Origin of the sequence: Kitasatospora sp. NBC_01287 (assembly GCF_026340565.1) — a bacterium.
GTDB lineage: Bacteria > Actinomycetota > Actinomycetes > Streptomycetales > Streptomycetaceae > Kitasatospora.
Genome location: NZ_JAPEPB010000001.1, coordinates 4,897,153 through 4,909,224, shown reverse-complemented (window position 1 = coordinate 4,909,224; position 12,072 = coordinate 4,897,153). Strand labels below are relative to the sequence as shown.

The window sequence follows — 12,072 nt, the reverse complement described above, 5'->3', positions numbered from 1 at the left end:
CCGGGTCAGCGGACGCGGCAGGAGCGGAAGGAGGCACCGTGATCGAGGTCCACGGCCTCAGCAAGGTGTACGGGGAGAAGCCGGTGGTGTCGGAGCTGAGCTTCCGGGTGGAGCCGGGGCGGGTGACCGGCTTCCTGGGGCCCAACGGCGCGGGGAAGTCGACGACCATGCGGATGATCCTCGGGCTGGACCGGCCCACCGCCGGCCGCGCCCTGGTGGCCGGCCGCCCGTACGCGGAGATCGCCGCGCCGCTCCGCGAGGTCGGCGCGCTGCTGGACGCCGACGCGGTGCACGGCGGCCGCACGGCCCGCGGCCACCTGCGCTGCCTGGCCCGCAGCAACGGCCTCCCGGACCACCGGGTGGCGCACGTGCTCGCCCAGGCCGGCCTGACCGAGGCGGCCGGACGGCGGATCAAGGGCTTCTCGCTCGGCATGCGCCAGCGCCTGGGCGTGGCGGCGGCACTCCTCGGCGACCCCGGGGTGCTGCTGCTGGACGAGCCGGTGAACGGGCTCGACCCCGAGGGCATCCGGTGGATCCGCACCCTGCTGAGGTCGCTGGCCGCCGAGGGCCGCACCGTCCTGGTCTCCTCGCACCTGATGAGCGAGATGGCGCTGACGGCCGACCACCTGGTGGTGATCGGCCGGGGCAGGCTGCTGGCCGACCTGGGCACCACCGAGTTCATCGATGCCCACGGCCGGACCGCGGTCCGGGTCAGGGCCGTCGATCCGGTCAAGCTGGGCGCCCTGCTCGGCGGCTCCGACCTGCGGGCCGAGCCGGTCGGCGACGGCGCGTGGGAGGTGACGGGCACGGAGCCCGAGCGGATCGGTGAGCTGGCGGCCGCGAACGGCGTGGCCCTCTACGAACTCTCGGTCCGGCAGGACTCGTTGGAGGATGCCTTCATGCGGATGACCGCGGACGCCGTCGAGTACAAGGCGGTGCCGGCGTGAACGCCCGGGCCGTCCTGCGGTCGGAGTGGACCAAGGTCGGCACGCTGCCCTGGCTCTGGGCGCTGCCGGTCGGCGGGGTGGTCACCAGCATCGCCGCCTCGCTCATGGTCTGCGCCGCGTACGGGAACGTCCAGGACCTGTTCGTCCGGGACCCCAGCCTGGCCGTCTACTACGGCCTGTACTTCGGGCAACTCGCATTCGTCTGCTTCGGGGTGCTGCTGATCGGGCAGGAGTACAACTCCGGCACCATCCGCGGCTCGCTCACCGCCGTCCCCCGCCGCGGCCTGCTCTACGGGAGCAAGCTCGCGCTCGGCGCGGGCGTGGGACTCGCGGCGGGCCTCGCCTGCTCCGCCGGGTGCCTGCTGGTCGGCCGGGCGACCCTGTGGCGGGCCCACGTGGTCTGGAGCGACCCGGCTCCGGTGCGAGGCGTGGTGGCCTGCGCCCTCTACCCCGCGCTGCTGATGGTCTTCTGCCTGGGCGCCACCACGATGCTGCGCAACCTCACCGCCGCGATGGGACTCCTGGTGCCGGCCATCTTCCTGGGCACCAACCTGCTGAGCGGGGTCCCGGGGGCGCGAGCCGTCGTCCAGTTCCTGCCGGACCGCGCCGGCCAGTACGCCATGCGCTTCGCGGACGACCCGCACACGGTCTACGGCCACTGGACGGGCCTGGCCGTCATGGCCCTCTGGGCCGCCGCGGCCGCGTACGGCGGTCTGCGCACCCTGCGTGGCCGGGACGCGTAGCGGGGCTACCTGCGGAGCGCTTCGAGGGGCGTGTGAAGGGCTGCAACCAGCACGCGTCCACGGATTCCACTCATGGCCGGCGCCACCCTGCTGGCGTTGAGCGCCTGCGGCACGCACTCGTCGACCGCCGGACAGGCGGCCGCGGAGCGGGCACAGGGCCGGGTCAGGACCGCACCGCCGGGGCCGGACCTGCCGCACCGCTCCCCACCGCCCCTTGCTGCTCCGGAAGTTCGCGCCGCCGCCGGACCGGGGAGCAGAAGACGGGCAGGAAGGCCGTCGCCAGGAAGGCCGCGCCCACCCAGAGCGTGGTCCGCACCGAGGCCAGCTCACCGATCAGACCCGACACCGCGGAGCCGACCGCGAGCGCGCCCGTGAGCAGGAAGCGGAAGGTGGCGTTCATCCGGCCGAGCAGGGCGTCCGGCGTCGCCCGCTGCCGCAGGCTCACCCCCAGCACGTTGTCCATCCCGGTCTTGAACATGGCCAGCAGCCAGCCGGTCCCGGCCACCCACAGCCCGGGGCCACGGCCCACCAGCGGGACGAGCAGCCCCGCCGGCGCCAGCCAGAGGCCGAGCAGGCCGAGCGTGCGGCCGTAGCCCAGGCGCCTGGCGAGCGGCCGGGCGCAGCGGGCACCGAGCAGCAGGCCCACCCCGCCCATCGCCCAGAAGAGTCCCAACACGGCTGCTGAGTAGTGGAGTTCGCGGATGAACAGGACCGGGAGCATGGTGTTGACGATCTGCGAGCCGAGGTTGGTGAGGGCCGCGGTGAGCGCCAGCGCCCGCAACTCCCCGTTGCCGAAGACGTGCCGCACCCCCTCGGCGATCTGCGCGCCCAACCGCACGGCCGGCCCGGACAGCGGCGGGCCCGGCCGGGGCGCGGGTCGGATCGCGATCAGGCGCAGCGCCGAGGCCAGGAAGCTCGCGGCCGCGCCGGCCACGGCCACCGGGGCGGTGAGCAGTTGGACCAGCCCGCCGCCCGCGCCCCGGCCCGCCACATTGGCGAGGGCGATCAGGCTCACCACGGCGGCGTTCGCCCGGACCAGCCCCGCGCGCCCGACCAGCTGCGGCAGCACGCTCTGCGAGCCGACGTCGAAGAAGACGGTGGCGATGCCGCTCAGCAGCACGACCGCGTACAGCTGGGCGAGCGTGAGGGAGCCGAGCCACCAGGCCAGCGGGACGGTGGCGAGGATGACCGCCCGCAGCAGATCGGCACCGATCAGCACCCGCCGTTGCCGCATCCGGTCCACCCAGGCTCCGGCGGGCAGGCCGATCAGCAGGAAGGCGACCGTGCTGAGCGTGGCGAGCGCCCCGACCTGGCCGGGACTCGCGTCGAGCGCGGAGACGGCGATGAACGGGATGGCGACGTAGCCGACGTTGGTGCCGAGCTGGCTGAACGTCGTCGCGCTGAAGAGGGTACGGAAGTCGGCGTTGCGCCAAGGTGATTCGACCTGCATGGTCAGTTTCGTCCTGTGCTCGATGTCTCGGACACCCGATCTCGGCGGGCTCTCGATCCGGTGCCCCGCCGCGACGGGGCGCCGGGCGGGCCGGCGGCGGTCGGGGCAGCGGTGCCACTGCGTGGCCGGCGCTGACGGCGCGTCAGCCCCACGCCGATCAGCACCAGCGCCATGCCCGCCAACACCCGTCCCCCCACCCGCTCGCCGAGGACGATCGCGCCCAGCCCCACCGAGACCACCGGCAGCAGATAGCCGACGGTGGCCGCGGCGGTGGGTCCCTCGTCGGCGATCAACCGGGTGTTGAGGTGGAACGTGACACCCGTACCGAGGACACCCAGGACCACCACGGCGGCCACCGCGCCGAGCGTGGGCGTGGCCGATGCCGCTGCCGCCGGCCCCGCCGGCAACGCCAGGGAGCTCAGACCGGCGGCGGCGAGGAGTTGGGCGGCCGAGCGGGCCAGTGGCGCGCTCCCCGAACCGACCAGGTACCGGGCCATGTAGGCGAAGGCCACCGCGTAGCTGAGGGACGAGGCGAGCAGCGCCGCCCCGCCCCAGCCGGCCAGGCCGCCCCGCTGCCACGGGGCGAAGATGAGCACCGCGCCGCCGAAGCCGACCAGCAACCCGGCCACCCGGACCGGACCGAGGCCGCGCTCCGTGCCGAGCGCGGTCCCGATGGCCAGGGACCACAGCGGAGTGGTGGCGTTCAGCACGCCGGCCACGCCGGAGTCGACGCTCTGTTCGGCGATGCCCTGCAGGAAGAACGGCAGCGCGTTGCAGAAGAAGGCCGCCACCACGAGGTGGCCCCAGGTCCGCCGGTCGCGCGGCAGCCGGCCGCCACGGGCGCGGGCCAGGAGCAGCAGCACCCCCGCTCCCAGCAGGCTGCGGATGACGGTGATGTGCAGCGGGGAGAGGCCGCCGTCCAGGGCGAGCTTGATCCACAGGAAGCCCGATCCCCACAGCAGCGCGAGGACGGCCATCCGGACGAGGGTCGCGCGCGAGCCGCTGAGCACTGTCCACCTCCCCGGTCGGTCCTTTCGGCTCCTCGTACGGTCTCCCGGGGATCGCTGTAAGACAAGCGAAAAGATCTGCAGGGAGGATTAAGCTCACCTACATGCTTGATGTGCGACGCATGCAGTTGCTGCGGGCCGTGGTCACCAGCGGCTCGGTCACCGCGGCGGCCCGGAACCTCGGATACACCCCGTCCGCCGTCAGCCAGCAGATGGCGGCCCTGGAGAAGGAGGCCGGGATCGAGCTGCTGGAGCGCACCGGACGCGGGGTGCGCCCGACGGAGGCCGGGCGGCTGCTCACCGACCACGCGGCCGCCATCGGCCGGCACGTCGCCGAGGCGGAGACCGCGCTGGCCGAGCTGCGGGCCGGACGAACCGGCCGGCTGGCGGTCCGCTACTTCGCCACGGCGGGAGCGACCATGGTGGTCCCCGCCGTGGCGGCGCTGCGCCGGGAGCAACCCGGCATCCGGATCGAACTGCGGCTGAGCGACCCCGAGGAGTCGCTCCCCGAGGTGCGGGCGCGCGGCGCCGACGTGGCCCTCGTGGTCCGCCCGCCGGACCACGGGCCGGTCGACGGCATCCGGTTCACGCACCTGGCCGACGACCACTACCTCGCCGTCCTGCCCAGCGGCCACCGGCTCGCCGCGAAGGAGCGGCTCGACCTGGCCGACCTCGCCGACGAGCCGTGGGTCGGCAGCGACACGCCCGGTCCCTGCCTGGACCCGGTCCTCCAGGCCTGCGGCGCGGCCGGGTTCAGCCCGGACTTCGTCGTCGAGAGCGGCGACTACGCCACGGCGCAGGGGTTCGTCGCCGCCGGGCTCGGCGTCGGCCTGATCCCGCGGATGGGGCTGGGCAGCCGCCACCCGGGCGTGGTCGTGCGCGCGGTCCGCAACCCGGAGCCGGTGCGGGCGGTCTACGCGGCGGTGCGGGCCGCGGCGCCCACCCGCCCCGCGCTGAGCCGGCTACTCGACGCACTGCGGGAGGCGGCCGGGAACGTGACGGTGCACCAGTCGGCGCCGTGATCGCCCACCACCTCGGCCCACCCCGCGTGCCAGACTGCGGCGACCGGTCAACAGCGCCTGGCGGGAGGGCCCTTGAAAATCTTCATTTCATCGGACATGGAGGGGACGGCCGGGGTGGTCGACTGGGAGCAGTGCCGCTCCTCCGGCGCCGACCACGGCCACTACCGGGAGTTGCTGCTGCAGGAGGTCAACGCGGCGATCGAGGGCGCCGAGAGCGGCGGCGCGAGCGCGTTCCTGGTCAACGACTCGCACGGGGCGATGGCCAACCTGCGCCCGGACGCCCTGGCCGGCCGGGCCCGCTACCTGGCCGGCCGGCACAAGCCGTTCTACATGATGCAGGGCCTCGACCCCTCCTACGACGGCGTCTTCTTCGTCTCGTACCACGGCTCGATGGGCGGCCCCGTCTCGACGCTCTCGCACACCTACAACCCGCGCGCCATCGCCGAGGTGCGGCTGAACGGGCTGCCCGCCGGCGAGAGCGGGATCAACGCGCTGGTGGCGCTCGGGCACGGCGTCCCGATCCTGCTGATCACCGGCGACGAGGTGACGGCGCGGGAGGCACGGCCGTTCTGCCCGGGGGTGCGCGCCGCGGTGGTGAAGACCTCGGTGTCGCGCTTCGCCGCCGACAGCCTGCACCCGCAGGAGGCCCAGGACCTGATCCGGGCCACCGCCCGGTTGGCGGTCGCGGAGGCGGACCAGGCGGCCCTGCCCGCGATCGAGCTGCCCGCCACCCTGATCGTCCGGTTCCGCGACGCCGGCCTCGCCGAGCTGGCCACCTGGGTCAACGGTGTGCTGCCGGTCGACGAGCTGACGGTGCGGATCACCGACGACGACCCGCTGCGGCTCTACCGGGCCTTCGTCACCGTCGTACTGCTCAGCCGCGCGCTGCCCGAGTGAGCGGGCGGCCCGGCCCGGCCCGCGGTACGGGTAGCGGTCCCTGATCCGCCGGCCGGGCGGCCGGGCCGGCGGACGGAAATCCCTGGCCGCTCGCGCCACTCACTGGGATGATCCGCCCATGACTGAGGAAATGCGGACATTCGAGGAGCTGGTGGCCGAGGCCGAGCAGGCCCCGGTCACGGGCTGGGACTTCTCCTGGCTGGCCGGCCGGGCCACCGAGCAGCGCCCGTCCTGGGGCTACCAGCGGCTGCTCGGCGAGCGGCTGGCCGGCGCCCGGGCGGCACTTGACCTGCAGACCGGCGGTGGCGAGGTGCTGGCCGGCGCCTCGGCCCGCGCGCCGCTGACCGTGGCGACCGAGGGCTGGCCGCCGAACGTGGCGCGGGCGACCCGGCTGCTGCACCCGCTGGGCGTGGCCGTGGTGGCGGACGAGGACCGGCCGCCGCTGCCCTTCGCCGACCAGGCCTTCGACCTGGTGACCAGCCGGCACCCGGTGACGGTGTGGTGGGAGGAGATCGCCCGGGTGCTGCGGCCCGGCGGCGGCTACTTCTCCCAGCAGGTGGGCCCGGCCAGCGTCTTCGAGCTGGTGGAGTTCTTCCTCGGCCCGCAGCCCGAGCAGGTGCGCGCCGGGCGCCACCCGGAGCACGCCCGGCAGGCCGCCGAGGCCGCCGGGCTGCGGGTGGTCGACCTGCGGTCCGAGTCACTGCGCACGGAGTTCTTCGACATCGGCGCGGTGGTCTACTTCCTGCGCAAGGTGATCTGGATGGTGCCGGACTTCACCGTCGAGCGGTACTGGGAGAAGCTCCGCGAGCTGGACGAACTGATCCGCCACCAGGGCCCGTTCACGGCCACGACCGCGCGCTTCCTGATCGAGGCGCGCAAGCCCGCCTGAGGAGCGCCAACGCCCGCCCGACTCACGGGCGGGCCGCGCCAGGGGGCGCGCGCGGCCCGCCCGCGCCCCCTGGCGCGGCCAATCCCGGCGAACCGGCCCGGGCAAGCGCACCGCGCCCTAGACTGACGCACAGTCACAGAGCCGTCGCAGCCCGCGAGTGGCGCCGGAGCGCGCCCGGAACGCGCCCGGAGCGCCATGGGTCGCGGGCCGCCCGCACCGAGCGAGGTGAGCCGTCATCACCGAGACACCACCCCCCGAACTCGCCGCCTGGCTGCACGGGCTCGACGAGGAGCGGCTCTACCGCCTGCTGCGCGCCCGGCCCGACACCGCCGGCGTGCCCGAGCCCGCGCGCCTGACCGAGCTGGCCGAGCGGCTGGCCCGCCCGGCCGCGGTGGGCGCCGTGCTGCGCCGTCTGCCGCTGCCCTGCCTGCAGGCCGCCGAGGCGCTGGTCGCGCTCGGCGGTCCGGCCCCCCGCTCCGAGTTGGCCCGACTGCTGGACGCGCGCGAGGGCGAGCGGGCGGCGGGCCTGGACACCGCGCTGCTGGCGCTGTCCGGCCAGGCCCTGGTCTGGCCGGACGCGCACGACCGGCTGGCCTGCGTCCCGGCGCTGCGCCAGGTCTGGCCCGACGCACTCGGCCTGGAGCCTCCGGTCACCGAGCTGCTGGCCGAGGCCACCGGCGATGAGCTGCGCTCCATCCTGGCCCTGCTACGGCTGCGGGTGCCCGCCACCAAGCAGCAGCGGCTGACCCTGCTCGCCGAGCGGTTCGCCGAACCCGGCTGGCTGACCGCGGTGTTGGCCGGCGCCCCGCCCGGGGTGGGTGAGCTGCTGGCGCAGGGCGCGCGGTCCGGGGTGGTGCGCCAGGCGCTGGTGGGCGCCGCCTCGGGTGAGGCGGGGCGCGCGGCGCGCTGGGCGCGCGAGCGCGGGCTGCTGGTGCGGTCCCACCACGGGTACGGGTCGGCCCGGATGCCCGCCGAGGTCACCCTCGCGCTGCGCGGCCCCGGCTGGCACGCCCCGTTCGATCCGGCGCCGCCCGAGCCCGACCTGGTGCGGGTCGGCCCGCCGGAGGTGGAGCGCGAGGCCGTCGCGGCCGCGACCACCTTCGCGTCCCAGGCCGCCTCGGTGCTCGCCGAGTGCGTGGCCCGCCCGCCTGCGCTGCTCAAGAGCGGCGGGGTCGGCCCGCGCGAGCTGGGCCGGCTCGGACGGCAGACCCAGTGCCCCGAGCCGGTGGTGCGGCTGGTGCTGGAGAGCGCGGCCGCGGCCGGGCTGCTGACCGGCGCGGCCGACCCGGGCCCGAGCCGCGCGAGCCGCCCGAACGGCAGGGGCGGCCCGCGCCGGACGGTCGCCCCGAGCAAGCACCCCGCGACCGACCCGGAGTCGGGCGGCGGCCAACTGCTGGTCACCGCGGCGTACGACACGTGGGTGCGGCGGGACCCGGCCCGGCAACTGGTCGAACTGGCGCTGGCCTGGTGGACGCTGCCGTTCACCCCGACCGCCGCCCAGGACCGCGAGGGCAAGGCGTGGCCGGCCCTGATCAGCCGCCCGCCCAGCCAGAGCTGCCGGCACGCCAGGCGCGGGGTGCTCACCGCGGCCGCCCGGCTGCCCGCCGGGCGGGGCGCGGCGCGGGCGAGCGGCCTGGGCCGGCTGGCCGCCTGGCACCGCCCGCTGGCCGATCAACTCCCCCAGGACGGCACACCGTTCGCCACGGTGATCCGGGAGACCGAGCTGCTCGGCCTGGTCGCGCGCGGCACCCTGTCACCGCTCGGCGCCGCACTCGCCGAGCAGTGCGCCGAGCGGCCGACGGCGCTGCTGGACTGCGCCGCGCGGCTGCTCCCGGCCGCGACGGGCCGAGCCCTGCTGGGCACCGACCTGACAGCGGTGGTGACCGGGCCGCCGACCGGCCCCCTGGCCGCCCTGCTGGACGCGGCCGCCGACCGGGAGGCCCACGGCACCGCCTCGATCTGGCGGTTCAGCCCCGCCAGCGTCCGCCGCGCGCTGGACGCGGGGCGCGGTCCGCAGGAGCTCACCGCCGAGCTGGCCGCGATCAGCACGGCCGCCGGAGCCGAGGGCCGACTCCCGCAGCCGCTCTCCTACTTGATCACCGACACGGCCCGCCGGCACGGCCGGATCAAGGTCACGGCACCCGGCTGCGTACTGCACGGCCCCGATCCCGGCCTGCTCGCCGAGCTGGCCGCCCACCGCCGGCTGGCCGCGCTGCGACTGCGACTGCTGGCCCCGACCGTGCTGCTCAGCGCGGCCGAGCCGGAGGCGACCCTGACGGCGCTGCGCGCCGAGGGCTACGCGCCGATCGAGGAGGCGGTCGACGGCACCGTCCGGGTCGAGCGGGTGGGCGCCGAACGGGCTCCGCTGGTGCCCGCCCAGCGGCCGGCGCCGCGCCCCGGGCGGACTCCGGCCTCCCCCGCCGAACTCCGCTCGCTCGCAAGCCGGTTGCTGACCGCGGCGGTGGCGGAGCCCTGGCAGCCCGCGGTGGACCGCCGGACGGAGGAGGCATTGGCCGACCGGGCCCGGCAGTTGACGCCCTCGGCGATCCGCCGGCTGGCCGGCGCGCTGGAGGCCGACCACGCGATCACCATCACCTACCTGACCCCGGACGGCGAGCGGACCGTGCACACGCTGAGCGGCCTGGAGTTCGACCCGCCCTTCCTCTACGCCCGTGACGGGCGGGAGGAGTTCGCGCTCGCCCGGATCCAGGACGTCCAGCCGGCCTGACCAGGCGCCCCGCAGCCCGAGCCGGCCGCACCGCGGAGCGGGGGCCCGCCGATCCGGCAGGCCCCCGCTCCGCGTTCACGCCACACCCATCGCCACCGCTACCCGGCGACCGGGTCGGCGGCCCCACCGGTCACCGCGCGCCGCCGCAGCTGCACCACCCGCGAGGCGATCAGCACCACCGCGGCGGCGACCAGCGAGAGGACCATCTGGATCCGCCCGTCGTGCGTGGTGAACATGTAGCCCACCACGAAGACGATCAGCCCGATCGTGGCCCAGGTCAGGTACGGGAAGAGCCACATCCGCACGGTCAGCCGCTCGGGCGCCTCGCGCTCGATGATCCCGCGCATCCTCAGCTGGGTGCAGCAGATCACCAGCCAGACGAAGAGCGCCACCGCGCCGGAGGAGTTCAGCAGGAACTGGAAGACGGTGTTCGGCGAGGTGTAGTTGAAGAAGACCGCGACGAAGCCGAAGACCACCGAGGCGAGGATCGCGGTGCGCGGCACCCCTCGCCCGGTCACCTTGGCGAAGGCGGCCGGCGCGTCACCGCGGCGGCCCAGCGAGAAGGCCATCCGGGAGGCCGTGTACATCCCGGAGTTGAGGCAGGAGAGCACGGCCGTCAGCACGATCACGTTCATCACCTGGCCGGCCCCGGGGATCCCGACGTGTTCCAGCACCGCGACGTACGGACTGCCCTTGACCGAGGCGGAGTCCCAGGGCAGCAGGGTGACGACGATGGCGATCGAGCCCAGGTAGAAGATGCCGATCCGCCAGATCACGCTGTTGGTCGCCTTGCTGACCGCCTTCTGCGGGTCGGCCGACTCGCCCGCCGCCAGGGTGACGATCTCGCTGCCCATGAAGGCGAAGACCACCGTGAGCATCCCGGTGAAGACCGCGCCCACACCGTGCGGCAGGAATCCTCCGTGCCCGAACAGGTTGCTGGTGCCCACCGCGTGGGTGTCCGGCAGCAGACCGCAGATGGCGAGCACCCCGATCACGATGAACGCGGCGATCGCGACCACCTTGATCCCGGCGAACCAGAACTCGAACTCGCCGTAGGAGGCGACCGAGAAGAGGTTGGTCGCGGTGAGCACCGCCATCACCAGCAGCGCGAACGCCCACTGCGGCACCGCGGGCAGCCAGCCGTTGAGGATCTTCGCGCCGGCGGTGGCCTCCACCGCCAGCACGACCACCCAGAAGAACCAGTACAGCCACCCGATCGTGAAGCCCGCCCAGCGCCCGAGCGCCTTGTCCGCGTAGGCGGAGAACGAGCCGCTCTGCGGGTCGGCGGCGGCCATCTCGCCCAGCATCCGCATCACCATCACCACCAGCGCGCCGGCCAGCGCGTAGGAGAGCAGGATGCCGGGGCCGGTCGCCGCGATGCCCGCGCCGGAGCCGACGAAGAGACCGGCGCCGATCACCCCGCCGATGGCGATCATGGACAGGTGGCGGTTCTTCAGGCCGGCCTGCAGGTGGCCGGCGGATTCCTGCTGTGGGACCGAGCGCTTCGGGGTGTCCGTGCTCATGGGTGGTTTCACTGCCTTTCTCGCGCGGCGGGGATGCTCCGCGCAATGCCAGGGAAAGGTAACCCGTACTGGAAATCCTGGTAACCCCAAAAGCCCATTTCAATCCACTATTTGAGGACTATCTGAGGTACTGGCCGGTGTACTGATCCGTCATCGGAATGTCCCGCCCGCCGCCGGGGGCGGCATCCGGCGTGTTGCGCGACCGGCGCGGCCGCGGCACCGACGATGGGTCCATGTCCGTATCCCTGCACCTCGCCCAGCAGCCGGACGCCGACGCGCTGCTCAGCCGCAGCCCGCTGGCCGCCCTGGTGGGCATGCTCCTGGACCAGCAAGTGCCCATGGAATGGGCGTTCGCCGGGCCGCTGGCGATCGCGCGGCGGCTGGGCGGCGACGACCTGGACGCCCGCGAGATCGCGGCCTACGACCCCGACGCCTTCGCCGCCCTGCTCTCCGCCAAGCCCGCCGTGCACCGCTATCCGGGCTCGATGGCCAAGAGGGTGCAGCAGCTCTGCCAGTACCTCATCGAGCACTACGACGGCGACGCGTCGGCCCTGTGGCGCGGGGCGGCCGACGGCAAGGAGCTGCTGGCGCGGCTCACCGCGCTGCCCGGCTTCGGGGCGCAGAAGTCGCAGATCTTCCTCGCGCTGCTGGGCAAGCAGTTCGGCGTCCGCCCGACCGGCTGGCGGGCGGCCGCGGGCCCCTACGGGGAGGACGGCTGCCACCGCTCGGTCGCCGACATCACCGACCCCGAGTCGCTCGCCGCGGTCCGCACCCACAAGCAGCAGGCCAAGCAGGCCGCGAAGAGCGCGAAGGCGGCCGGGACCGGGAAGGCGGCGCCGGGGAGGACGGCGAAGTAACCCGCCCGC

10 protein-coding genes are annotated in these 12,072 nt (G+C 74.8%); 7 read left to right on the top strand and 3 right to left on the bottom strand.

Translation table 11 applies throughout. The features are described 5' to 3' along the window. Positions 1-38 precede the first annotated feature (38 nt). Together OG455_RS21100 and OG455_RS21095 are read left to right on the top strand one after the other, a co-directional pair. Positions 39-947 carry an ATP-binding cassette domain-containing protein gene (locus tag OG455_RS21100; protein ID WP_266295981.1) on the top strand — a complete coding sequence of 303 codons (909 nt, stop codon included), beginning with the start codon at positions 39-41 and terminating at the stop codon, positions 945-947. Further along, entirely contained in the window at positions 944-1,690 is a 747-nt protein-coding gene (locus tag OG455_RS21095; protein WP_266295980.1) for an ABC transporter permease, read from the top strand. The genes OG455_RS21100 and OG455_RS21095 overlap by 4 nt, the downstream gene beginning before the upstream one ends. 163 nt (positions 1,691-1,853) lie before the next feature. Here OG455_RS21095 and OG455_RS21090 read toward each other — a convergent pair whose 3' ends face one another. Both OG455_RS21090 and OG455_RS21085 read right to left on the bottom strand, forming a co-directional pair. Further along, positions 1,854-3,140 (bottom strand): MFS transporter, encoded by a 1,287-nt coding sequence (locus OG455_RS21090; RefSeq protein WP_266295979.1) that lies wholly within the window; start codon positions 3,138-3,140, stop codon positions 1,854-1,856. Positions 3,141-3,142: 2 nt separating this feature from the next. Further along, positions 3,143-4,117, bottom strand: coding sequence for a DMT family transporter (locus tag OG455_RS21085; protein ID WP_266295978.1), 975 nt, complete (start codon positions 4,115-4,117; stop codon positions 3,143-3,145). 134 nt (positions 4,118-4,251) lie between these two features. Between OG455_RS21085 and OG455_RS21080 the strand changes: the two genes are divergently transcribed. The 4 genes from OG455_RS21080 to OG455_RS21065 all read left to right on the top strand — a co-directional run bounded on the left by OG455_RS21080 (position 4,252) and on the right by OG455_RS21065 (position 9,683). After that, entirely contained in the window at positions 4,252-5,169 is a 918-nt protein-coding gene (locus OG455_RS21080; protein ID WP_266295977.1) for a LysR family transcriptional regulator, read from the top strand. A 72-nt stretch (positions 5,170-5,241) separates the two neighbouring features. Then, positions 5,242-6,066 carry a M55 family metallopeptidase gene (locus OG455_RS21075; RefSeq protein ID WP_266295976.1) on the top strand — a complete coding sequence of 275 codons (825 nt, stop codon included), beginning with the start codon at positions 5,242-5,244 and terminating at the stop codon, positions 6,064-6,066. 118 nt (positions 6,067-6,184) lie between these two features. Further along, positions 6,185-6,955: a class I SAM-dependent methyltransferase gene (locus tag OG455_RS21070; RefSeq protein ID WP_266295975.1), complete on the top strand. Its 771-nt coding sequence runs from the start codon at positions 6,185-6,187 to the stop codon at positions 6,953-6,955. Positions 6,956-7,289: 334 nt separating this feature from the next. Beyond that, positions 7,290-9,683: a helicase-associated domain-containing protein gene (locus OG455_RS21065; RefSeq protein WP_266295974.1), complete on the top strand. Its 2,394-nt coding sequence runs from the start codon at positions 7,290-7,292 to the stop codon at positions 9,681-9,683. A gap of 98 nt (positions 9,684-9,781) precedes the next feature. On the opposite strand, the gene OG455_RS21060 is transcribed toward OG455_RS21065, so the two are convergent. Continuing rightward, entirely contained in the window at positions 9,782-11,206 is a 1,425-nt protein-coding gene (locus OG455_RS21060) for an amino acid permease (protein WP_266295973.1), read from the bottom strand. A gap of 233 nt (positions 11,207-11,439) precedes the next feature. On the opposite strand from OG455_RS21060, the gene OG455_RS21055 reads away from it, so the two are divergent. After that, positions 11,440-12,063 carry an HhH-GPD-type base excision DNA repair protein gene (locus tag OG455_RS21055; RefSeq protein ID WP_266295972.1) on the top strand — a complete coding sequence of 208 codons (624 nt, stop codon included), beginning with the start codon at positions 11,440-11,442 and terminating at the stop codon, positions 12,061-12,063. The last annotated feature ends 9 nt before the right edge of the window (positions 12,064-12,072 follow it).

Coding starts and splice junctions, on each gene's coding strand:
- OG455_RS21090 (WP_266295979.1), bottom strand. CDS start 3,140: ATGCAGGTCGAATCACCTTGGCGCAACGCCGACTTCCGTACCCTCTTC.
- OG455_RS21085 (WP_266295978.1), bottom strand. CDS start 4,117: ATGGCCGTCCTCGCGCTGCTGTGGGGATCGGGCTTCCTGTGGATCAAG.
- OG455_RS21080 (WP_266295977.1), top strand. CDS start 4,252: ATGCTTGATGTGCGACGCATGCAGTTGCTGCGGGCCGTGGTCACCAGC.
- OG455_RS21070 (WP_266295975.1), top strand. CDS start 6,185: ATGACTGAGGAAATGCGGACATTCGAGGAGCTGGTGGCCGAGGCCGAG.
- OG455_RS21060 (WP_266295973.1), bottom strand. CDS start 11,206: ATGAGCACGGACACCCCGAAGCGCTCGGTCCCACAGCAGGAATCCGCC.
- OG455_RS21055 (WP_266295972.1), top strand. CDS start 11,440: ATGTCCGTATCCCTGCACCTCGCCCAGCAGCCGGACGCCGACGCGCTG.